24 protein-coding genes are annotated in these 21,768 nt (G+C 60.2%); 15 read left to right on the top strand and 9 right to left on the bottom strand.

The window, feature by feature from the left end; translation table 11 throughout:
- Positions 1-288: 288 nt before the first annotated feature.
- Entirely contained in the window at positions 289-1,470 is a 1,182-nt protein-coding gene (locus ACO08C_RS09465) for a glutathione S-transferase family protein (protein ID WP_421785178.1), read from the top strand.
- Between the two features lie 38 nt (positions 1,471-1,508).
- Complete coding sequence (locus tag ACO08C_RS09460) at positions 1,509-2,042, top strand: PRC-barrel domain-containing protein (protein WP_421785176.1); 534 nt, start codon at positions 1,509-1,511, stop codon at positions 2,040-2,042.
- A gap of 38 nt (positions 2,043-2,080) precedes the next feature.
- On the opposite strand, the gene ACO08C_RS09455 is transcribed toward ACO08C_RS09460, so the two are convergent.
- Positions 2,081-2,554, bottom strand: coding sequence for an MgtC/SapB family protein (locus ACO08C_RS09455; protein WP_421785175.1), 474 nt, complete (start codon positions 2,552-2,554; stop codon positions 2,081-2,083).
- A gap of 156 nt (positions 2,555-2,710) precedes the next feature.
- On the opposite strand from ACO08C_RS09455, the gene ACO08C_RS09450 reads away from it, so the two are divergent.
- A complete protein-coding gene (locus ACO08C_RS09450; protein ID WP_421785173.1) occupies positions 2,711-3,070 on the top strand; it encodes a glycine zipper domain-containing protein in 360 nt (119 codons plus the stop codon).
- Positions 3,071-3,121: 51 nt separating this feature from the next.
- Here the strand turns inward: ACO08C_RS09450 and ACO08C_RS09445 are convergent, their stop codons facing one another.
- From ACO08C_RS09445 to ACO08C_RS09435, 3 genes are all read right to left on the bottom strand, one after another.
- The gene (locus tag ACO08C_RS09445) at positions 3,122-3,715 is read right to left on the bottom strand and encodes a gamma-glutamyl-gamma-aminobutyrate hydrolase family protein (protein ID WP_421785171.1); all 594 of its coding nucleotides are present in this window, start codon (positions 3,713-3,715) and stop codon (positions 3,122-3,124) included.
- A 105-nt stretch (positions 3,716-3,820) separates the two neighbouring features.
- On the bottom strand, positions 3,821-5,140 hold the full coding sequence (locus tag ACO08C_RS09440) for an ATP-grasp domain-containing protein (protein WP_421785169.1): 1,320 nt from the start codon (positions 5,138-5,140) through the stop codon (positions 3,821-3,823).
- Positions 5,141-5,199: 59 nt separating this feature from the next.
- Positions 5,200-5,658, bottom strand: coding sequence for a hemerythrin domain-containing protein (locus tag ACO08C_RS09435; protein ID WP_421785167.1), 459 nt, complete (start codon positions 5,656-5,658; stop codon positions 5,200-5,202).
- Between ACO08C_RS09435 and ACO08C_RS09430 the strand changes: the two genes are divergently transcribed.
- The 12 genes from ACO08C_RS09430 (at position 5,648) to ACO08C_RS09375 (ending at position 15,774) form a co-directional block, all read left to right on the top strand.
- Positions 5,648-5,911 (top strand): hypothetical protein, encoded by a 264-nt coding sequence (locus tag ACO08C_RS09430; RefSeq protein ID WP_421785166.1) that lies wholly within the window; start codon positions 5,648-5,650, stop codon positions 5,909-5,911. The genes ACO08C_RS09435 and ACO08C_RS09430 overlap by 11 nt on opposite strands.
- Positions 5,889-7,382: a GAF domain-containing protein gene (locus ACO08C_RS09425; protein WP_421785164.1), complete on the top strand. Its 1,494-nt coding sequence runs from the start codon at positions 5,889-5,891 to the stop codon at positions 7,380-7,382. The genes ACO08C_RS09430 and ACO08C_RS09425 overlap by 23 nt, the downstream gene beginning before the upstream one ends.
- Before the next feature lie 237 nt (positions 7,383-7,619).
- Entirely contained in the window at positions 7,620-8,078 is a 459-nt protein-coding gene (locus ACO08C_RS09420) for a molybdenum cofactor biosynthesis protein MoaE (protein ID WP_421785162.1), read from the top strand.
- Positions 8,075-8,590: a molybdenum cofactor biosynthesis protein B gene (moaB, locus tag ACO08C_RS09415; RefSeq protein ID WP_421785160.1), complete on the top strand. Its 516-nt coding sequence runs from the start codon at positions 8,075-8,077 to the stop codon at positions 8,588-8,590. Before ACO08C_RS09420 ends, moaB begins: the two co-directional genes overlap by 4 nt.
- 15 nt (positions 8,591-8,605) lie before the next feature.
- Entirely contained in the window at positions 8,606-9,796 is a 1,191-nt protein-coding gene (gene glp, locus ACO08C_RS09410; protein ID WP_421785159.1) for a gephyrin-like molybdotransferase Glp, read from the top strand.
- Positions 9,796-10,551, top strand: a complete 756-nt coding sequence (locus tag ACO08C_RS09405; protein ID WP_421788691.1) for a sulfite exporter TauE/SafE family protein — start codon at positions 9,796-9,798, stop codon at positions 10,549-10,551. The genes glp and ACO08C_RS09405 overlap by 1 nt, the downstream gene beginning before the upstream one ends.
- A gap of 1 nt (position 10,552) precedes the next feature.
- On the top strand, positions 10,553-10,933 hold the full coding sequence (locus tag ACO08C_RS09400) for a YbaN family protein (RefSeq protein WP_421785157.1): 381 nt from the start codon (positions 10,553-10,555) through the stop codon (positions 10,931-10,933).
- Positions 10,934-11,090: 157 nt separating this feature from the next.
- A complete protein-coding gene (locus ACO08C_RS09395; RefSeq protein ID WP_421785156.1) occupies positions 11,091-11,708 on the top strand; it encodes a hypothetical protein in 618 nt (205 codons plus the stop codon).
- A gap of 144 nt (positions 11,709-11,852) precedes the next feature.
- A complete protein-coding gene (locus ACO08C_RS09390) occupies positions 11,853-13,250 on the top strand; it encodes a circularly permuted type 2 ATP-grasp protein (RefSeq protein WP_421788689.1) in 1,398 nt (465 codons plus the stop codon).
- Positions 13,251-13,254: 4 nt separating this feature from the next.
- Complete coding sequence (locus ACO08C_RS09385) at positions 13,255-14,196, top strand: alpha-E domain-containing protein (protein ID WP_421785154.1); 942 nt, start codon at positions 13,255-13,257, stop codon at positions 14,194-14,196.
- 4 nt (positions 14,197-14,200) lie between these two features.
- Positions 14,201-15,001 carry a transglutaminase family protein gene (locus tag ACO08C_RS09380; RefSeq protein WP_421785152.1) on the top strand — a complete coding sequence of 267 codons (801 nt, stop codon included), beginning with the start codon at positions 14,201-14,203 and terminating at the stop codon, positions 14,999-15,001.
- A gap of 41 nt (positions 15,002-15,042) precedes the next feature.
- The gene (locus ACO08C_RS09375; protein WP_421785150.1) at positions 15,043-15,774 is read left to right on the top strand and encodes a peptidase; all 732 of its coding nucleotides are present in this window, start codon (positions 15,043-15,045) and stop codon (positions 15,772-15,774) included.
- 8 nt (positions 15,775-15,782) lie between these two features.
- Here the strand turns inward: ACO08C_RS09375 and ACO08C_RS09370 are convergent, their stop codons facing one another.
- From ACO08C_RS09370 to ACO08C_RS09350, 5 genes are all read right to left on the bottom strand, one after another.
- Complete coding sequence (locus ACO08C_RS09370) at positions 15,783-17,372, bottom strand: AbgT family transporter (protein WP_421785148.1); 1,590 nt, start codon at positions 17,370-17,372, stop codon at positions 15,783-15,785.
- Between the two features lie 185 nt (positions 17,373-17,557).
- Entirely contained in the window at positions 17,558-18,478 is a 921-nt protein-coding gene (locus tag ACO08C_RS09365) for an isopenicillin N synthase family dioxygenase (protein ID WP_421785146.1), read from the bottom strand.
- Positions 18,475-19,338 (bottom strand): ribokinase, encoded by an 864-nt coding sequence (locus ACO08C_RS09360; RefSeq protein WP_421785145.1) that lies wholly within the window; start codon positions 19,336-19,338, stop codon positions 18,475-18,477. Before ACO08C_RS09360 ends, ACO08C_RS09365 begins: the two co-directional genes overlap by 4 nt.
- Positions 19,338-20,276, bottom strand: a complete 939-nt coding sequence (locus tag ACO08C_RS09355; protein WP_421785143.1) for a nucleoside hydrolase — start codon at positions 20,274-20,276, stop codon at positions 19,338-19,340. Before ACO08C_RS09355 ends, ACO08C_RS09360 begins: the two co-directional genes overlap by 1 nt.
- 130 nt (positions 20,277-20,406) lie before the next feature.
- Entirely contained in the window at positions 20,407-21,768 is a 1,362-nt protein-coding gene (locus tag ACO08C_RS09350) for a mechanosensitive ion channel family protein (RefSeq protein WP_421785142.1), read from the bottom strand.

Below are 21,768 nucleotides of genomic sequence, written 5' to 3'. Positions count from 1 at the left end.
GCGCCATTTTCGTTTCAAGCCTGCCTGGCCGTACTGACGCCGTGGCCCGAACACCACAGCAGCCACCCGAATCTGATCGCGGGAATGGAACCACGTCATCGACCGCGCGTTTGGGTGTCATCAACGGAGAATTTTTATGCCGAGGAAATCGAACCCAACGAATCGCATGACGGCGCTCGCGCTCGCATTCGCGGCTTTTGCTGCATCGGTTTTCTTTTTCCAGTCGCAGCACGAAGGACTGGCCTTCGCTGAGACGGAAATTCCGGCAGCTAGCTCTGGAGCACGGCCATGAATGCCTACCGCTTGATCGGAACGCCGCATTCGACGGCGTTCGCCCATTTACGCCGCTATCTGCAGTGGAAAAACATTCCGCACACCCTGACCTTCGCGGACAGATCCGTACTGCGCAGCGAAGTCAAAGCGCGACTGGGCCGTATCGCCTTGCCGCTTCTCGTCACGCCCGACAACCATACTCTGTCTAATGAGACCGCTATCGTCGACCAGTTGGAACGGCGGAGAGGCGGCATCGTGCCGCTGACCACACCGTCGGCGCAGATCGTCGGCGTCTTACTGGAGATGTTCGCTGCCAAGTCGTTCGGCCCCCTCGTACAAGCCAATCTCGCGGCGGAATCGCCGGCGGACTTTACGGCACGAATTGCCGAGATGGCTGGCTCCGACGATGTGGAAGACGCTGGATCGACGCTGGCCAATCGGATTTTCCGCCAAACCTGCCGTCGGCTCGCACGGTCCGGATTCGATCCGGAGCAGAAGGCTGACGTCCAGGCGCATTTAAAGACGGTGCTTGACTTGCTGGAAGCCCGGCTCTCGAAAGGACCTTTCCTGCTCGGTTCCAGCGTCACGCGCGCCGACATCGCGATGCAAGGTCCCGCTTCAGTCTTGTGGCGGCATAGCCGGCATATCGCGGGCAAAGCCGATTCCTGGCCGGGGGTGCAAAAATGGCTGCGGCGCATTGCCGATATCCTTCCCGGGGAGCAGGTCGCCACGGGAGGCCGGCCGCACATGCCGGAGTCAATCAAACCGCTGGCCGCTTTTGCCGTTAAGGAAGTGGTCCCGCTGGCATTCGAATCCGCTGCGGCGCTTGCCGACTGGGCGGACAGCCATCCGGGCAAGCTGAATCTGCCGGCTTCGCTCGGTTTCACTAAGCTCAAGGACGGCATTAAGCGTGAAATGACGCCCGACCATCAATGGCACTTGCAAAGGCTGATGGCCGCGGCCGACCTCGAGAGCCTGCCGCAGAGTGAACGCGAAAAGCTTTCGGCCATTGGGATTGGCGATATCCAGGAATGGCAGTTGCCGCGAGAAATCCGCTACGAGAATCACCGCTTCCGTATCGATCTCGTGGCGACCCGTGACACCGTATCGCCGCGCAGCGGAATTCTCGCTGATATGTTCGACGTAATGGATCAGGCCCGGGAATCCCGCGGCCTCGATCTGGCGCTCGCGGGCTAAACAGGCATCCAATTCTCCAACCCGGAAGGAACCTCCCCATGAAAGTCTTTCTGATTTCGACCACCGCGTTCGCGATGGCGTCGGCCACGATGGCGGACGACCACGTTACGCCGGAACCGGATAACGCCGCCAACCAGGTCGAAGAAGGCATCGAAGCCACCGGCGAATTTCTCGCCGAGATCTGGGACAATGCCGATCTGGATCGGGCGCCATACACCGATGATCACGATTGGATCGAAGCGCGCGTGCGCACCAATGACAATATCGACATCGGTGAGGTTGAACGGGTGCGTCTCGACGCGAACGGCAATGTCGACGCTATCGTGGTCGAGCATGGCGGCTTTCTCGACATTGGCGGTCACGAGACCCTGATCACACGTGAGAACTTTTCGCCAGAGCTTACCGAGGACGGCCCGGTTGTGATGATCGATGTCTCCGCAGCGGAATTTGAACTTATTGCCGATTTTGATGAAGACGAAGCGTCGGCTTATCCTCTCAGTGACGAGGACCCGATCGAAGGTGACCACTACACCGATGATCTGGAAGACGCCGATCCCGGGACCGATCGCTAACCGGCGGTAAAGCATTAGTTCTGCAGGGGGGGCGGCGTTCAGCCGCCCTCTTTGTTATTCGGGTCGTCCATACGCGCTGGCCGGGTAAACAGCAGCGTCAAGAGCGCGATACTGACCGCGAAGGCAGCGGGCACCAAGTACCCGATCGCGCAAGCGATACCAACAGCGCCTGTCATCCAAACCATGGCGGCCGTGGCCGCACCGCGGACATGCCCCTCGCTCCGGAACATCGCCCCGGCACCGAGAAAACCGATTCCGCCCAGGATGCCGCCGATCACCTTGGCCGGATCCATGTTCAGCGTTTCGTCGGCATCGGCCACAAATCCGAACTCGATCGACGCGAGCACCGCGAGGCAACTCCCGACAGCGACCAAGACGAAAGGCCGGATGCCCAGCGGCTTCCCCTGCCTCTGGCGCTCAATGCCGAGCGCCCCGCCGAGAATCGTGGCAGCGAGCAGCCGCAGAAGAATTTCGGTCAGCGTGAGATTGGCGAAGTCGAAATAGTTGGCCAAGACCGGTCCTTCACATTGCCGCGGGACTAGACCTATCGGTTGCTGCGGCGGTTGTCGAATGTGGACGCGAAGCCCGTGGAATTTTCACATCATGGCTGGAACAAAGCGGATTGGCGGAACGTTGTCATCATACACGAATTAACTAGGGAGATCGTGATGAAGGTCTTTAAACTCGCTGTTGTGTTCGGTGCCGGTCTGGCGCTGACTGCATGCGCCAACTCCCCGAACACGGCACGCAATGCCGCTGCGGGCGCCGCACTGGGCGCGGCCGCGGGCGCCGTCATCGGGAATAACACTGGTAGCGGGGACGCGCAGCAGGGCGCCCTGATCGGTGCCGCCATCGGTGCCGCCGGAGGCGCCGCCGTTGGCTGTGAACAGGACGGCACCTGCCCCTGGAGCCAATCCAACAACCGGCACTCGGAACTGTATTACGATCAACGCGCCGACCGCTATTACTACATCAATCGTGGTGACGGCTGCACGTACTGGCGCAATGGTCAGTATCGCAGCTGCTGACCGGCCGCGATATGCTGGCGACAAGGGCGGATCCATTGCGATCCGCCCTTTTCATGCCGGGGTCGGCAGCAGCCGGCTCGCATCAACCAAGGCAGAGAACAAGCGCATCATGTCGCGCCGGTAGATCAGCAATTCAGGGTGAAACTGGACACCAACAACGAAGCGATTGTCTTCGGCTTCAATCGCCTGAACTCCACCGCCACCAATCTCACAAGCCGACACTTTCAAGCCATCGCCGGCCCGGTTGACGGCCTGCCGGTGCAGGGAATTTACCTTCACCTGGTGGCGCCGGAAGATCGACAATAGCCGGGTTTTCGGCTTCACCTCGATGTCCTTGCGGAATAGCGTGTAACCAATGGGTCCGTTGGGATAATGCGATGCGTTTTCTTCATCGACGACCTGGATCAGATCGCCGCCCCGCGAGACGTTCATCAGCTGCGCACCGCGGCAAATACCCAACATGGGCAAACCGGATTCCCAGCCTCTCTTCGCCCAGGCCATTTCGAATTCATCCCGGCCGTCATCGTAAGCCGTGTGCGGATCCGGATCGGTATCGTAGAGGCTGGGATTAAGGTCGAGCCCACCACTGAATACCAGCCCATCGACGTCTGACGGGCTCCGTCGATGTTTCTCGGACAGCGTCATAGGGTTTCCGCCCGCCATCCTGATGCCAATCGATATGGCAGTATGCACAAACCATTCGCCTCTGGCCGGCTTGGTGATGCCAATACGGGGTCGACCCATTGCGACCTAATCCTGTTTCAGCTCGGGCGGCAGTTTTCCGGTCCGGATCAGACTGGTGGCAATGAATAACACGCCGAGCGCCGCCTTGGGATCCTCGGGGAGTATGAAATCATCGGCCGATGCCTCGCCAAGCCCTTCCCGGGCTTCGAGAATTTCGCCGATGAAGCGGGCCAAACGCGGAATGTCGAGCGCCGAGCGCGTAATGTCGAACATTTTCTTCGCCAGACCGGTTTCTTCCACATTCTCGTGCAGGGCTTGCGACAGGCGAGTCGTATAATCATCCTTTTCAGCGATGTCCTGCGCCAGCGCGACCAGCCAGAGCAGCGGAATCTTGCTCTTTTGGCCGATCTTGGGTTCGCGGACTTGATCCACCTCATCACCAACCGTCGACTGGTAGTGTAACCAGGGAAATTCAACCCCGCTGGCGATCGAGTGGAACAGCCCGGCCCAATAGCGGGCATTTACCTCAATAAGATAGGGCGTGTCGGTCTCATCTCCGCTCCAGCGGTAATCGATCTCACAGACCCCATTCCAGTTGAGATGCTTCAGGAGGGTTTTGGCCTCTTCCAGGAACGGTGCATCATCAACGGTCTCGCGCAGGACACCGGCACCCGTATCCCGGGGATAGGATTGCAGATTGCGGTAAGCCATGTGGGCGACGATCTCGCCATCGCGGCAAAGCGCGCAGAAACAATAATCCTTCCCGTCGACAGCCTTTTGAATGATCGGCCACTTGTCGTCCTCTGGCGTGTGCTCGGCATAAAAGGCCTCAAGCTCGTTTGCCGAGCCATGCTTCTTGATACCGCGCCCGCCAACGCCGACGATCGGCTTTGTCAGCACCGGATATGACAGCTGCCTCGTCAAATCGTGGACCGCCGAAATCGATTTTGGGTGATACGTTTCCGGCGCAGTAACGCCCGCCGCCTTGGCGGACTCAGCCAGCGCTGATTTCGGCTCCACCATCTCGATGCTGGAAAGACTTGGCAAAGCAAGTCGTATCTTCCCCTCGAAGCGTTCCGCGTGACGGGCGATTACCGCTGTTTCGGTGAACAGGGGCATCAACACATAAGGCCGATCATCTTCCGGTCGATGCTCCTCAATGGCCTCCAGTAGGTCGTCGATAAAGCCTTCCGGATCGTCGTTGGGGTTTCGATAGATGAAGTAGTCGGCGCAGTGCCGCGAGCATTGGAGGACCGTCAGGTCGAGGGAATCGCTACCTATCACCTCGATGTCGTGGTCATGCAGAACCTGAGCTGCGCTCAGCGCCATCAGGCTCCGGCCATAGGTCAGAACAACCCGGCCCTTGAATTCGGTTTTGCTCGACATGAGCCCGGTTCCTGGAAATGGGAGGCCGTCCGGATTGGACGGCCCCGCTCTCGTCATGTTCAGTCGACGTCAGACAGCGCCGGCTTCACGACCTTCTTGCGCGAGTCAAACTGCTCACCGAGTTTCTCCGCCTCGTCCTCGCTGAACTCCTTGCGGCCAAGCTCGAAGAACTCGTCCTCCTCTTCATCCATGTGATGTTCGAGGATCTCGGCCATGGTGTGGAATTTCTGGCCCCATTCCGGATTGTCCTTCGGCATGGTGTCCAGCTCTTCGATCATCGAATTCAGCACATGGTGCTCATTCTTCGCTTCGAGCGATTCCTTGCGGTCGCCCTTTTGCTCCAGCTTCGAATAAAAGGTCGCTTCTTCGATTTTATTGTGCGTCCATAGCTCGAGTTTGAATTTCTCGAACAGCGCTTCGCGTTTCTTGGCCGCGCGATCGGTCGTGCTCTCGATCTGCTTGACCAGTTCGCGTGCCGCGTCGTGGTCCTGCTTGATACGGTCAAATATGTCGGTCATGGAATTCGCTCCTGTTACGTCAGTCGCGAGTGAAACGCCCTTTCCTGCCAGCGGTTCCATGCTGTTTTCCTATGGCAACCATTGGAAAACACGCTATGATTTAGGTGTTGCAGGAATAGCAACGCTCGGAACTTGGCGTTTCAATTCTCAGCTGGACAAGAACCCGCTGGTTTTTGACGGGATTGAAGCCGCCGATCGACACCAGATTGGCGCGGACGGGAGATCCGTTAATGGCAATCGAGACCAAGGCTGAAGCGTCGCTTGACGACGAGTTAGCGGCATTCGCTGTCGAGCGGCGCGAAGCTGCCTACGATAGCCTGTTTCTGCATAGTCTCGATTCCGTAAAGCTCGTGGACAAGGATGGGGCCCTGCGCCGCATCAACCAATGCGGATGCGACAGTCTCGAAGTCAAAGCCCCCGAACAAGTCCTGGGCCAGTCTTACTTCGGACTCTGGTCTGGAAAGGACAGCCAGAAGGCGCGAGCTGCAGCTGCCGAAGCCGACAGGTCCGGCTCCGGGCGCTTTACCGGACTCTATACGAGCCCATCCGGCCATGCCTCCTATTGGGACGAAGTGCTCACTGCGACATATAATGAAGACGGCCAACAAACCGGTTATCTTATCATTTCGCGGGACGTGACCGAGAACCACCAGCTGCTTTGCCAGCAACGCGCGCTCGCCCAGATCGGCACTGCAGCGCTCTCAACCGCGGACTTCGGTGTTTTCCTGCAGCACCTGACGGAAACGCTCGCTGAAACGCTCGGGCTGCCGATGACGAAAGTCCTCGAAATCACCGAAGATCGAAGCTTGCTCCTGCTGCGCGCCGGTGTCGGTTGGCAAGACGGTCTCGTCGGTGAAGCCATCGTCGGTACCGAACGAGACTCTCAGGCCGGCTATACGCTGATGTCCGACGGTCCGGTTATTGTCGACGATCTGACAACCGAATCCCGCTTCTCCGGCCCGCAATTGCTTCGCCAGCACAAAGTGCGCAGCGGGATGAGCGTCATAATCGCCGGCGAGAATAGTGCGCCCTATGGCGTATTGGGCGTCCATACCAATGCGCTCCGCCAGTTCAACGAATACGACATCGATTTCATTCAAGCTGTCGCCAACACGATATCGGCGCGGTGGCGCCAGGAATGCGCATCCCGGGAACAGAAAACGCTGGTACGCGAAATGGCCCACCGGGCCGGAAACATGTTCCAGATTGCGGGCTCGCTTTTTCGCCAGTCGTTCAATGTCAATGATGACGTCGAGACTGCCAAGCGGGACTTCTCCGATCGTCTTGATGCGATGGCGCGATCTTGCGCATCCATTGCCCGTGGCGGGTTCGAAACGACCAGCATCCGCGCCCTAGCCAACGATACGCTTTGCGCGTTCGGGGGTCCGATATCGGTAACCGGGCGCGATTTTGAAGTGCCAGGCGATCTCGCTTTCGACCTGGGTCTGATGTGGCATGAGCTGGCGACCAATTCAGCCAAGTACGGCGCGCTGAATTCGCTCAGGGGCGAAGTCCAGCTGAGCTGGAAACTAAGCCGCGACGACAAGGGGCGCTGTCTTTCCATTGTCTGGTTGGATACCTCACCCGCCGGCGACAAGAGCGCCAACGGAAGCGGTTTCGGAACGCAGCTCATTTCGCAGTTGGTCGAACTCAAATATAGCGGCAGGATCGAGATTCGCGAGCGGCCCGAATATCGTTGTGAAATGCTGATCCGCCTGCCGTGATCGGACGCGCCGATACAATTCTGCAATCGCTCCGCTCCTGTAACGCCCGACGGCGATGGTCCAGGATATCAATCGTTTGACCGCGTAAGGAAAACGCGATGGCCTGCGACCTCCCGTCACTTGGCAAGTTATCGAATTTGATGATTGTCAAGAAGCAGATGCGATCGAGGAATTCAAATGGGCCGCCGGGCGACAAATAATCCTGTGACGCCGACGATTGGGCGCTTCGGACAGACGATGCCCCGACCCGTCATTCACCTCTCGGGTGATGCTCTGGACCTCGCCGGACTCAACGCACAGCTGAATGTCGGAACCGATCTTGGTGCCGTCGCTAGCTTTACCGGTCACGTCCGAGGAGGCGGCGCCCTGAATGCACTTGAATTGGTCCATCATCCAACCCTGACCGCCCCTGCCTTGAAGCGTATCGCGGAAACGACAATGTCCCGTTTCGGCCTCAGCGATCTCTTGGTCGCGCACCGTTACGGACGCATGCCGCCCGGCGAACCGGTCGTCCATATCGTGGCCGGCGCCGAACATCGGCGCGCAGCGCTCGATGGAGTCGCCTTTGCCATCGATGTGTTGAAAACGCAGGCGCCCTTCTGGAAAAGGGAATGGCGCGGTGACTCGTCCGTCTGGATCGAGCCGACGGCGGACGATCATTCAAACGCGGAGAAATGGCTGGGGGAAAGTAAATGAGCGCAATTCCCGATACCGTCGGATTTGCAGTAATGACGGTCTCAGACACACGAGACGCCAAAACCGACAAGACGGGGCCGTGGCTTCGCGAACAAATCACCGCGGAAGGCCATGCCATCATCGATCACGCCATTGTGGCCGACGACATCAAGGCCATCCAGGCCCAGTGCCGGGCCTGGATTGCAGAACCGGCGATACATGCCGTTATCGCCACCGGCGGAACTGGACTAACCGGCCGCGATGTCACGCCTGAAGCCCTGCGTCCGCTATTCGACAAGGAGATGGACGGGTTTTCCGCGGTGTTTCATCAGATCAGCTATCATTCGGTCGGTGTCTCTACCATTCAGTCCAGAGCGGTCGCTGGAATTGCTGGCGGCACCTATCTGTTTGCGATCCCCGGGTCTTCGGGTGGCTGCCGCGACGCTTGGAATCATGTCCTCCGGCATGAGTTCGACCGCACGCATTCGCCGTGCAATCTGGTTGAGCTCATCCCGCGGCTGACTGAGCGATAAGGGAACGGAGTCGCCATGATCCCGCTCGACGACGCATTGGCGCTCATCGAACAGACGGTCACCCCGCTCGCCATGGAACGCATTGCGTTTGACGCATCGATCGGCCGGGTGCTCGCTGAACCGGTAATGGCCGCCCGGACACAGCCGCCTTTCGCGGCCTCGGCCATGGACGGCTATGCCGTGCGGTCGGCAGACCTCGCCGCTTCTCCGGTTCAGCTCACCGTCAGAGGCGAAGCCGCAGCGGGTCGGGCCAGCGGCCGGGCGATCGCCGCCGGAGAATGCCAAAGGATTTCAACTGGCGCACCCGTACCTGATGGGGCGGATCAAATCGTTATCCAGGAAAACGCCGTGCGCACCGGCGATCGGATCACGACATCCGCCACCCCCGATCCCGGGCGCCATATCCGAAAAGCGGGAATTGATTTCGTCGAAGGTGACCACCTGCTGGATCGCGGTGTGCAGCTCACGCCCCGCCGACTGTCGCTTGTCGTCAGCGCCGGCCTGACGGAACTCAATGTCGTTCGCCAGCCGCGAACCGCCATCTTGTCTACCGGTGACGAGCTGGTCGAGCCCGGACAGGCCCCCCACAGCGACCAGATTATCAACTCACTCGCGCCCGGATTGGTCGCCCTTGTTCGGCAATGGGGTGGAGAACCCGCTTATCTGGGAATCGCCCGGGACGATCCGGCGCAAGTCCGCGAGCAGCTTATGAAAGCCGCCGATTTCGACATGCTGCTGACAATCGGGGGAGCCTCTGTGGGCGATCACGATCATCTGCGCGAAACATTCCGGGCTATGGGCGGGCAATCATTTTTCGAGAAAATTGCGATCAAACCTGGAAAACCGACCTGGTTCGGTCGGCTGGGAAAGACGTGGGTTCTGGGCCTGCCTGGCAATCCGGTCTCGGCCATGGTCATGGCGCGGCTGTGCCTAAGATCGCTGCTCGACGCCTTGCTGGGCCGCACGGAAAGCGTCGTATTCCAGTCGGCGGTGCTGACGGAAGCACTGGACGCCAACGGATCGCGTGAAGCCTTGCTGCGCGCAGTGTGCGACCGGAATCGCGGCTCCATCATGCCGGTTTCCAATCAGGATTCCTCCGCCTTGTCGGCGTTGAGCACCGCCAATGCTCTGATACGCCGCCCGGCCAACGCCGCAAGCGCGAAGGCGGGCGATACGGTTGCGTGTCTTTTCATGGACGAGATGTGATGCCGCTGGTCGGGCTTGCCGGGCTCTTCTTCGCAACGGCTTTGGCCTATTCGATGGTCGGTTTTGGCGGCGGCTCAACCTACACGGCATTGTTGGTACTCGCGGGTACGGACTTCGGCATCCTGCCAGCGATATCGCTGGCCTGTAACATCACGGTCGTAGCGGGATCGACCGTGCGCTTTGCCCGGGCCGGGCTGATCCGATGGCGGCGGCTAGCCGGCTTGTGCGCCTTTTCGATACCCCTTGCGTGGTTTGGGGGACTTGTCGATGTACCGGAACGCATGTTTGTAACGCTCCTAGGTCTTGCCTTGCTGGCCTCCGCCATTGCATTGGTGGTGCGCCCGGCGGTGTCCGCCGGACCCCCCATCCGCTGGCGGCGCGGCTCAGAACCGCTGCTTGGCGGCGCTACCGGATTTCTGGCCGGGCTGGTCGGCATTGGTGGTGGTATTTTCCTCGCACCGATCCTCCATTTAACGCGATGGGGAACCGCCCGCGAGATCGCGGCGGCCGCGGCTTTCTTCATTCTCGTCAATTCGCTCGCCGGCATTGCGGGTCATGCCCAGCGATTGACGAGCCATGGCGAACTATCCGCCTTGCTCGCCTACTGGCCCTTGTTGCCGGCGGTGTTTGTTGGCGGTCAAATCGGCGTCTGGATCGGACGCGACAAGGCATCCGATGACTGGCTGATACGACTAACGGCCCTGCTCGTTTTGTTTGTCGCCCTGCGCCTGCTCGCACGCGCAGCGGGGTTTTGATATGATCGGGAAAACCAAGCGCCTGATCTGGCTCCTCGTCGGCACCGTGTCACTCGGCCTCGGTGTAGTCGGTGTTTTTCTGCCGCTTCTCCCGACCACCCCATTCGTGCTGCTCGCCGCATTCGCCTTTGCGCGTTCCTCACCGCGTCTGCACAACTGGCTTCTGCAGCACGCTGTCTTTGGTCCGCTAATCGAAAACTGGCGGCGACATGGAGCCATCGGGCGGAAAGCCAAGCTCGCCGGCGTTCTATCTATTCTGGCGGTATTCCTGCTGTCGGTGTTGTTCGGTGCGCCGGCCTATGTTCTGGCCATCCAGGGGGTTGTCCTTAGCTTGTCCGGTCTCTTCATAGTAACGCGGCCAACACCTCCCGAAGCATTGTAGAACACGGCGACAAACTGGACGATTATTTCTTTGATTTTAATTATTTATCAATTGACCGCCCATACTGGGAACAAGCCGTTTTTTGGGGGAGGCCATGGACGGAAAGGTGTCGCGGAAGTCACAAAGCGCGCCGGCGGATGGTACTGAGCCAGCCGCCGTGTCCGACGTTCGTCACCGGCTAACGCCAGACGAGCTTGAAATCGCCAACAATCAGATCCGCAAAATCGTCGAAGACCGAATCCGGCATTCCGGCATCTTCGACCCGGGCGCCGTTCGCCGGATCACGGAATCGATCGTGTTTCAGCCGACCGTCGACGGCGTTGTGATGGAAGGCGGCTTGGCAGGACCGGAGGAGAACAGGCGGCTCGGTCTTGGCGACGGAGCCTCGATCGGTATCGACTTCGCCCGCGCTGTTCGCGATCTGCGCGGCTCAGCGGCGATCGACTTTGTTCGCCAATCCTTCGCGCAGCTGCAGACTCGCTATCGCTGCACGCTGTTACGCGTGCTCGGTGCCCGAAATGATGCGGAGACGCGACGCTTATCGGTCCGGCTTCAAGCTGCGGACAGGTCTTGTATCGACAGCTTGGGCAGCGATGGCGAGGTCTATAGCTTGCGGGACTTGCCGCTCTTCCCTCTGCCGGGTTGCCCTTCGCGCCAATGCCCTTGTCGACTCGAACTGATTGAAGACGGCGGCTCCCGTAGTCGCCGTGCCGGCCGGGCGGTTTATCGGAGAGTCCGCCTGTTTTTCGTTCGGATGCTTCGCACCAAGCGTTGACTCAATCGGAGCCTCGCGGCGCTACCCCGACCCTAGCCAATCACCGGCAGCGCTCTATAGTTTTGAACCCCACATGGTGGCCGTTGGGCGCACCAACACCGGACTGGAGCCGCAAAACAGGGTTGGATAGTGTTCTTCAACGAGATGCAGGACGAGAACGGGGTTCCGCGTGAACCCTACACCGCCTATTGCGACTGGTTACAGGATCACGATCTTTCGTCCTTGAGGCGCAAGGCCAAAGAGGCAGATGCTTTCTTTCGGCGCACCGGCATCACCTTCAATGTCTACAGTGAAGCCGAAGCCGATGAGCGGCTAATCCCGTTCGACCAAGTGCCGCGGATCATTTCCGCGCGCGAATGGGCGCGCTTGTCCAAGGGGATCGAACAGCGCGTACGCGCCATCAACGCCTTTCTCCACGACATCTATCATGACCAGGAAATTCTGAAGGCCGGCCGTGTGCCGGAAAGCCTGATCGCCAACAATGAAGCCCTGCTTCCGGAGATGTTTGGTTTCGAGCCTCCCGGCGGCGTCTACACCCATATTGTTGGCGTCGATCTCGTCCGCACCGGACAGGACGAATTTTATGTGCTGGAAGACAATGCGCGCACGCCCTCCGGCGTCTCTTACATGCTCGAAAACCGGGAAACCATGCTCCACATGTACCCGGAATTATTCTCAAAAATTCCGGTCAGCCCGGTCAGCGACTATCCGCTCAATCTTCGCCGGTCGCTGTTGCAATGTGCGCCTCCGGGCTGCGAAGGCCGGCCGGTGATCGCCGTACTCACACCGGGCATTCACAATTCTGCCTATTACGAGCACGCCTTCCTTGCTGAGCAGATGGGCGCGGAGCTCGTTGAGGGCAGCGATCTGCGCGTCGTCGACGGCCGCATCGCCATGCGCACAACGCAGGGTTATCGCCGGATCGACGTGCTTTATCGGCGTGTCGATGATGCCTATCTCGATCCGCTCAATTTCAACCCGGATTCAGTGCTCGGCGTGCCCGGAATTTTTGATGTTTACCGGGCGGGGAATGTCACGATTGCCAACGCCCCGGGTACCGGGATTTCCGACGACAAGGCGCTCTACTCCTACATGCCCGACATCGTCGAGTTTTACACCGGCACCAGCGCGATCCTCGAAAACGTGCCGACCTGGCGCTGTTCAGAGCCGGTTTCGCTGGCCTATGTGCTCGACCATCTTGAGGAACTCGTTGTCAAGGAAGTCCATGGTTCGGGCGGTTATGGCATGCTGGTTGGGCCAGCGGCCAACAAGCGCGAGATCGCGGCCTTCCGCGACAAGCTCAAGGCCAAGCCGGCTGGCTATATCGCCCAACCGACACTGGCCTTGTCGACCGTGCCGGTACTTGCCCGTTCAGGGCTTGCCCCCCGGCATGTCGATCTCCGGCCATTCGTCCTGGTTTCGCCGGACGGCGTCAACATCACGCCGGGAGGCCTGACCCGGGTGGCGATGAAGGAAGGATCGCTGGTCGTCAATTCCAGCCAGGGTGGCGGCACCAAGGACACTTGGGTCTTGGAGGATTAGGGCGATGTTGGGAAAAACCGCCAGTGGCCTCTACTGGATGTTCCGCCAGCTCGAACGCAGCGAGAATACTGCGCGTCTGCTTGAGGCCGGCTTTCGCATGGCGCTCACCCGTCAAGCCTCCGGGCAGGCTGAATGGGCCTCTGTTGTACGCACCGCCAGTTGTGATGACGGCTTTCGCGAACGTCATGACACCTATGAGGCCGGCCGGGTCATCGATTTCCTGCTCCGTGACGCCGGCAATCCCGTCAGCGTGCTGTCCGTATTTCAGCAGGCGCGTAACAACGCCCGCATGGTGCGCCCCGCCCTCACCCGGGAGGTCTGGGAAAGCACCAATGAGAGCTGGCTGCTTCTAAAGGACCTGCTCGCCAAACCGGTCAGTCAAAGCGAATTGCCAAATGTACTCGCCACCATCCGTCAACGCAGTGCCATGGTGCGGGGCGCATGGCACGGCACCGCTCTGCGGAACGACATCTACAGTTTCGCACGGCTTGGAACGCGAATCGAACGCGCCGACAACACCGCCCGCATTCTCGACGTGAAATACTACGTTCTGCTTCCGTCTGCTGCTTCGATCGGCTCCTCGCTCGACAATGTGCAATGGGAATCCATCCTTCGCTCGGCGTCTGCCGCGCGGGCTTTCAACTGGCTGCATGGAGGTGAAACGACACCTTACAAGATCGCCGACTTCCTGATCTTCAATCCGCAGATGCCACGTTCACTCGTGTTTTGCGCACGCGATGATTTGCAAGCCCTGGAAGACCTTGCGGCGATGTATGGCCATCGGCCGGAGAGTGCTGACCGGGCCAAAGCGATTCTCGACGATCTCGACGGCCAGGATATCGATGCCATTTTCAAATCGGGCTTGCACGAATTTCTGAGCGAATTCCTGCGCGCCAACAATGCGTTAGGCAGTCAGATCGAAACCGATTACAGGTTCAATGCGTGATCCGATGCGGCTGAAGATTTCTCATACCACCCGCTATGAATACGATCAGCCGGTTCCATACGGTCTGCAGCAATTGAGACTGACACCAGCGAGCGGCGCGACCCAGCGTGTGATCGACTGGTCGCTCAACCTCGGCACCGCGCGGCAGGAATCCGCCTTCCGCGATCAGCATGGCAACGAGGTCCGCCTTGTCAGCCTGCCGCCCGACACGCGATCGATCGAGATCGTCAGCACAGGCGAGGTTGAAACCACCGATACCGCCGGTGTCTCCGGGCCGCATACGGGCGCCGCGCCCCTATGGTACTATCGGCGGCAGACCGGCCGGACCCGGCCGGGGCCGGTTCTCAACAAGCTCCTCAAGACTTTCCCCGGCGATCACAAAGACGCCATCGAGAGCCTTCATGCGCTGATGACTCATGTCGCGGAAGCCGTCGACTACGATACCGACACCACACATGCCGAGACCACGGCGGAAATCGCGGCCAAGGCCGGCAGCGGTGTCTGCCAGGATCACGCGCACATATTCATCGGCCTCGCCCGCGCCCTCGGCCACCCCGCGCGCTATGTCAGCGGCTATCTGAAGATGGACGGCCAACGCCACCAGGATGCCAGCCACGCCTGGTCGGACGTCCACATCGAAGGCCTGGGCTGGGTTGGCTTCGACGTCTCCAATCGCATCTCACCCGATACACGCTACGTCCGGATCGCGACCGGGCTCGATTATGCCGAGGCGGCGCCGATCTCCGGATTTGTGTTTGGCGGTGGTGAAGAATCAATGATGGTCACGCTGCAGATCCAGCAGTAAAATTCAGACCGACAGCCCCTATCGCAAGGACCTGAATTTCAATGACATATTGTGTGGGCATGCGCCTCGACGATGGCCTCGTCTTCATGTCGGACACGCGCACCAATGCCGGCGTCGACAATGTCTTCACTTTCCGCAAACTGTTTACCTGGTCGACCCCCGGCGAAAGGCTCATCGTTCTTCAGACCGCCGGCAATCTTGCGACCACCCAAGCCGTGGTCAGCCTTTTGAACGAGCGCATGAAGGCGCCGGAGGACCGCAATCCCAGCATTCTCGAAGTCCCGACCATGTTTCAGGTCGCCAAACTCGTGGGAGACACGTTGCGCGAAGTGGTCCGGTCGCAAACCGCGAAAGGCCCGACCGCAGACTCGACCTTTAGCGCGACCATCATTGTCGGCGGTCAGATCGCCGGTTCCGAGCCGCGCCTTTTCCTGATCTATCCCGAAGGCAATTTCATCGAAGCCTCGGACGAAAACCCTTATTTCCAGATCGGCGAGGCCAAGTATGGCCGGCCGATCCTGTTGCGCGGTTATGCCCCTGACCTGGCGTTCCCTGATGCCGTCAAGCTGCTCTTCCTGTCGTTCGAATCGACACTCAAGGCGAATCTTTCGGTTGGGATGCCGCTCGATTTTCTCGTCTACGAAGACGGCAGCTTTTCCGACGACCGGCAAAAGCGCATCACCGCCGACGATCCCTATTTCAGAGATCTATCGGTGAAATGGGGCGAGGCAATCCGCATCGCCATAGCATCGCTTCCTGACGTCGAGCTATAGGCCAACATTTACGGCGTATAATAGGTTGGCGAGCCAGGCCCGACCGGCAGGTCCAGTCCGAACGTCCACAGGAAGAAGAAGCTGACCCAGGTCAGGATGAAGAAGATCGTGTAGGGCAACATCATCGCAATCAGCGTGCCCACGCCAAGGTCGGACTTGTACCGCGTCGCCCAGGCCAGAATCAGACCGAAATAGCTCATCATCGGCGTGATGATGTTGGTCGTGGAATCGCCAATCCGGTACGCCGCCTGGATGACTTCCGGCGAATAGCCGATCAGCATCAGCATCGGCACGAAGATCGGTGCCGTCACCGCCCACTGCGCGGAGGCCGATCCCAGCATCAGGTTCACGAAACAGCACATCAGAATGAACACGATGAAAAGGGCCGGCCCCGTCATGCCCGTATCCTGCAGGAAATTGGCGCCCGTTACGGCCGTGATGGCGCCCAGATTGGTCCAGCCGAAAAACGCCACGAACTGCGCTGCGAAGAAGACGAGCACGATGTAAAGGCCGAGCGAGGACAACGCGGCGGCCATCGCATTGATGATGTCGCGATCGTTCTTCATGGTCCCCGCAGCGCGTCCATAAGCAAAACCGGTCGCCACAAAGAAGATCAGGATCCACACGACGAATCCGCGGAAGAAGGGAGCGTTGATGCGGTCTCCCGTCTCCGGATTACGGAGAATACCCCACTCTGGGATCAACGTGATCGCCATCAGGCCGAGCACGCCCAGAAGCGCGATCCCCGCCCATACAAGGCCCTTTCGTTCCTTGTCGGCGAGCGGTTCCATCATCTTGTCGTCGAGAATGTCCGGATCGGCCTTGCTGGAATCGTAAACGCCGAGCTTGGGCTCAACGATGAAGATGGTTACGAGTGACCCGACGATGGTAATCAGAAACGTCGAGGCGACCATGAAATACCAGTTCGCCGTCGCGACAACGACATAGTCCTGGTCGATCAGCCGCGCAGCTTCCTGAGTGATGCCCGCAAGCAGCGGGTCGATCGTCCCGATCAGCAGATTCGCACTATAACCGCCGGACACGCCGGCAAAGGCTGCCGCCATGCCGGCCAGCGGGTGACGCCCCAGCGCATAGAAAATCGCGCCAGCCAGCGGGATCAGGACGACATATCCGACCTCCGAAGCGGTATTCGAAACGATACCGGCAAACACGATAGCCACAGTCACGACATGCTTTGGCACGCCGAGCACCAGCGCCCGTACCGCAGACGACAACAAGCCAGACCGCTCGGCTACGCCGACACCCAGCATCGCCACAAGAACAACGCCGAGCGGCGCGAAACTGGTGAAGTTGGTGGTCAGACCGGTGAAAATCCGGCGCACACCGTCGCCACTCAGCAAGCTGATCGCGCGAATCATGCCGTCATCGGCGCGCCCTGGCGTACCGACGGGTCGCGGGTCCTCAACGGCCAGACCGATGGCGCCAAGAAAACCGGACAGCAGCACAATGCCGACGGCGAGGATGGCAAACAGTGTCACCGGATGTGGCAACAGATTGCCGAGCCATTCCACCCCGTCGAGAAAGCGGGTGAAGGCATTGCGTTTCGGCTGGGTCGATTGAATCGGCGCGTCGGCCATGCGGCAACTCCTAAATCTTCGGATTGTCCAGAACCATCAAGCCGACGGCGGTCGCCAAAACAACCCTTTGAATGCTAGGGATATTTAGGCAGCCCGCTGACCGGCGGCGGCTCGCTGCCACAATCAAGACTCATAGCAAAGTTCCTGCAATGCCCGGTTCCGGGCTTGCCAAACCGCTCAGAATGTCAGTCTTCCTGCACGAGGCCGATTTCGACGAGCCGCTGGTGCAAAAACGCCCCAGTAGATATCGGCGGTGCCGCCGTCTGACCGGGCTGCAAACAGCTTTCGAGGCTCTCGAGCATCACGTCGGCGCGAGGCTGCACGAAGAACGGCATGGAATAGCGGCTCACATTTGGACCGACCGGGTTCACGACGCGATGCGTCGTCGCCGGCAGCACGCCATTCGTGATCCGCGCCATCATGTCCCCGGTGTCGATCACCAAGTGTTCAGGGGCATTGTTGACCGGCAGCCAGCGGCCGTCGCGCATTTTCACCTCAAGCCCGGCGCCCTGCGCGGCCACCAGCAGCGTCAGCAGATTGATGTCCTCATGTGCGGCTGCCCTGACACACTGGGGATCGGCATCTTCCGGAATCGGTGGATAATGTATCAGTCGAAGTAACGACGTGCCCCCCTTGATCTTGCCGGCGAAAAAGTCCTCGTCCAGCGACAGACCCAATGCAATAGCCGACAATACGGCGCGGCCGATCGACTCCAGCGTGTCGAACAGGTTCTGGAATACCGGCCTGAAATCGTCGGGCCTTTCCGGCCAGACATTGCGCGCATCGGGAGCGTCGGTTTCATAGCCGATTTGCCAGAACTCTTTCAGATCCGGAACGGCGCGATCCTTGGCGTGCTCCTGCCCGAAGGGCGTATAGCCGCGCAGCGCGCCCGCATAGCGCCGCTTTTCGATCTCGGGCAAAGCGAAAAACGCCTCGGCGCTGTCATAGCTGCGCGCAATTAGGTCCGCATCAAGCGAATGCCCTTCGAGCGTGATGAAGCCACATTCGCGCAAAGCCTCAACCAGGCGCAGCCCGAACGCGTGGCGTTTTTGAACCTCGTCACTGCGGAAGTCTGACAAGTCGAGATGCGGAATCGAATAGGTCATTCGCAAGCTCCGGAAGAAAGCCGGCTAAGATCACTGCGCGTCGGAAAGGAAGGCTGAGCGCCGGCTTTTAGGGTGGCCGCCGCGGCGGCTTCGCAGGCAAAGGCCAATGCGTCATTCGTCGCTTGTCCCTCGACCAGCGCAAGGGTTAGCGCGGCAACGAAACAGTCCCCGGCACCCGTGGTGTCGTATGGCGTAACAGGCGGTGGCGTGGCGCGGGCGCACTCAACACCGTCCCTGAAGAGCACCGCCCCGCGTGCGCCCAGCGTCAAAGCCGTTAGTCCGCCCGCCGCGAACAACCGGTCCAGCCCGTAAAATGCGCCTTCAGTTTCATTGACCACGATCAAGTCGGCCTGTGACAGTAACGCGTCAGGCACGTCGGCTGCGGGCGCCAGATTGATGCATGTCAATCCGGAGCAGCGCGTCATCGCCGCGGCGGTTACCGAAACCGGTGTTTCCAGCTGTCCGATGAGCGCCCCGTCAAACCTCTCGGGCAGATCCGCTATGGAAAGCGCTCCATTGGCGCCCGGCGCCACGACAATCTGGTTCTCTCCATTGGCCGCTACAGCGATCAGAGCCACCCCTGTGGCAACGTCCGGCACTGCGCGGCAGTGCGCCAGGCCCACCCCGTCGGCGCGCAACAGCGACAGGGCGGCTTCGGCGTCGGCATTCGCCCCGACACAGGCCACGAGATCGACATCCGCCCCAAGGCGCCGCGCGGCCAGCGCCTGGTTCGCGCCCTTGCCGCCCGGGTGCTTTGCGAAAGCATCGCCCAACACCGTCTCGCCGGCCACGGGCAATCGGGCGCAGTGCACGACCAGGTCCAAATTGACCGATCCGACGACGTGTATTTTTGCCGCCATCACAGGCGCTCCATTCGATCGATCAGCAGGTTGAACAAGGGTTGGGCGTCGAGGCCTGTCACCCACCCGATAACGGCGCCATCGGAGATTGAAGACGGAGCTTGAACAGCGGTATGTCCGCGCCGTTCCGCATTGTCGCAGACTACGCTGACCCTCACCATTTCGACCTTGAACAGCTCGGGCGCCAGGAGATAACCGATCGTGCACGGGTCATGCAGGGCCGCGCCTTCGGCACCGTAGATTTCGCCATAGACCGCATTTACGTGCGCAATCATGTCGCTGGCCGCTGCAACCGCGCTGTGTGGCGACGCCAGCATCCTTTGCATTCGATTCGCGGTGCATCGGAATTGCAGTGTCGCATCGAGGCCGATGAGCGTGATGGGCCGACCGCAATTCAATACAATCTCTGCCGCATGCGGATCTGCAAATACGTTGAACTCGGCATGCGGTGTGACATTGCCGCCTTCGGTCCCGGCGCCCCCCATGATCACCAATTCATCCACTGCGGCGGCGATCTTGGGATCACGAGCGAGCGCCGTGGCGAGATTGGTCATTGGGCCGGTGATGACCATCGTGATCGAGCCGGGCGCGGCGTTTCCGAACGTTTCGCAGAGATAGTCCACGGCATGGAGGCCTGACAGCGGCGCCGCAGAATCCGGCAGCACCGCCCCGCCCAGTCCGGATTCGCCGTGAACGTGGTCAGCAAACGCCGGCTCGACCGACAACGGTCGCTCGCAACCCGCATAGACCGGTACATCTTCCCGCCCGGCCAATGCGAGGACGCCACGCGCATTCCGGTAGCAGGTCTCGACGGGAACATTGCCCGCGACCACGCAGATCGCCCGAATGTCCAGTTCCTTAGGCGAACCCAGTGCCGCCATGAGAGCGATACAATCGTCTACACCGGGGTCGCAATCAATGATGATGGATCTGCGCATGCCTAATTCCGGATCAACGCGCCGGTCTGAGCGCCAGTCCGGGACATTCATGCCATGACGGAGCGGGCAAAGCGATATGTTGGCCACGGCCCCGGACAGTTGGACCGGAGGAAGCCGAAGTGGGAGTTGGTCACTCGACCGGGCTCTTTGAATCAAGGAGGTCTTCGCTTCCCGGCTCCGCCCGCTCCTCTGCGGCCTTGCGTTCAAGGTGCCGGTCAGGCGCGATATCGTCGGCAACGGTTTCGCTTGTGTCCTCTGTCGGCGATGCTGGCGGGTCATCCTGGCGTGGCGGCGGCGATGCTGCAGGCGCCGGTGGCCGGATGCCATCCGCCGGTAGCGGCTGATCGAATCGCAATCGGTAGATCGGTTCGGGCAAGGTAAAGCCTTCATCTTCGATCACCATTTTCGCCGCCCGGATTGCGAGACTGCGGGCTTTCAGGAAATCGGTATCCGTTTGGTCGACCCAGGCGGTGAACCGAAGGACAATAGAGGAATCACCGACCTTGACGATCGACGCATCGGGCGCTGGCTGTTTGAGCACGAACTCCAGCGGCGTAATCGCGCGAAGGCCCGCGCCAATGGCCGCCATGGGATCGTCATTGGCATCGACGCCAAGATCGAATTCGAAGCGGCGCTCAGGATTTCGCGTATAGTTGAGGATGGTGCCTTTGAACACTTCGGCATTGGGTATCCGCAAATGATTGCCATCGAGCGTCATCAGCACGGTCGCCCGCGAAGTGAGACGCACGACGATACCTTCATGAGTGTTGATCACCACGTGTTCGCCGGCCCGGAAGGGTTGCCGGATGCTCAACAGGATGCTGGCGATGTAATTCTCGATCGTGTCACGCACTGCGAAACCGACCGCCAGTCCGATAATCCCGACGGCACCGGCGAGCGCTCCGAGCACCGCCGTCGCGCCGAGAAGCCCGAACGCGATCAGCGCGGCGAGCGCGATTGACGCGAAGCGCACGGCCTGAGCCATCATGCTGGCAAGGAAGGGATTGGGCGCTATCCGCGACCACAAGCGGGTCCAGGATGCCAGTAAATGTCCCATCAGAACGACCAGAAGGAAGGTCATCAGCGCAATCAGGTACACGGGCCAGGAACGGGCCAGCTGGTTGAGCACAGAGGCCGTCTCGGTGACGAAGGGCGAAACATTGCTCTCGATATCAATCCGGCGCTGCAGCCGGTCTTCTACCGTCACCACGCCCTCGACACGTGAGGCTATCTCCTCCGCGCGTGCGGCGGCGGCTTCGCTGGCGACTTCGCCTTCGAGGATGACGACGCCCTGACGCACCGTCACCGAAATCAAATCGAGTGATGCAATCTCGCCATAGATTCCCGTGAGGCGTTCCGCGATGGCGGCGTTATCGACTGCCACCGAATCTATCGGGATGGGCGCGTCGCGCCTTACCTCCTGCGCGAAAACATCGGTGTGCAACAGCGACCACAAGAGGGCCGCCGCCACTATCGTGCCGGCGCGGAACAT

Source organism: Hyphobacterium sp., from assembly GCF_965229905.1.
Taxonomy (GTDB): Bacteria; Pseudomonadota; Alphaproteobacteria; order Caulobacterales; family Maricaulaceae; genus Hyphobacterium.
Note: the sequence above shows the minus strand (reverse complement) of the source record. Positions and strands in the feature narration are given on the sequence as shown.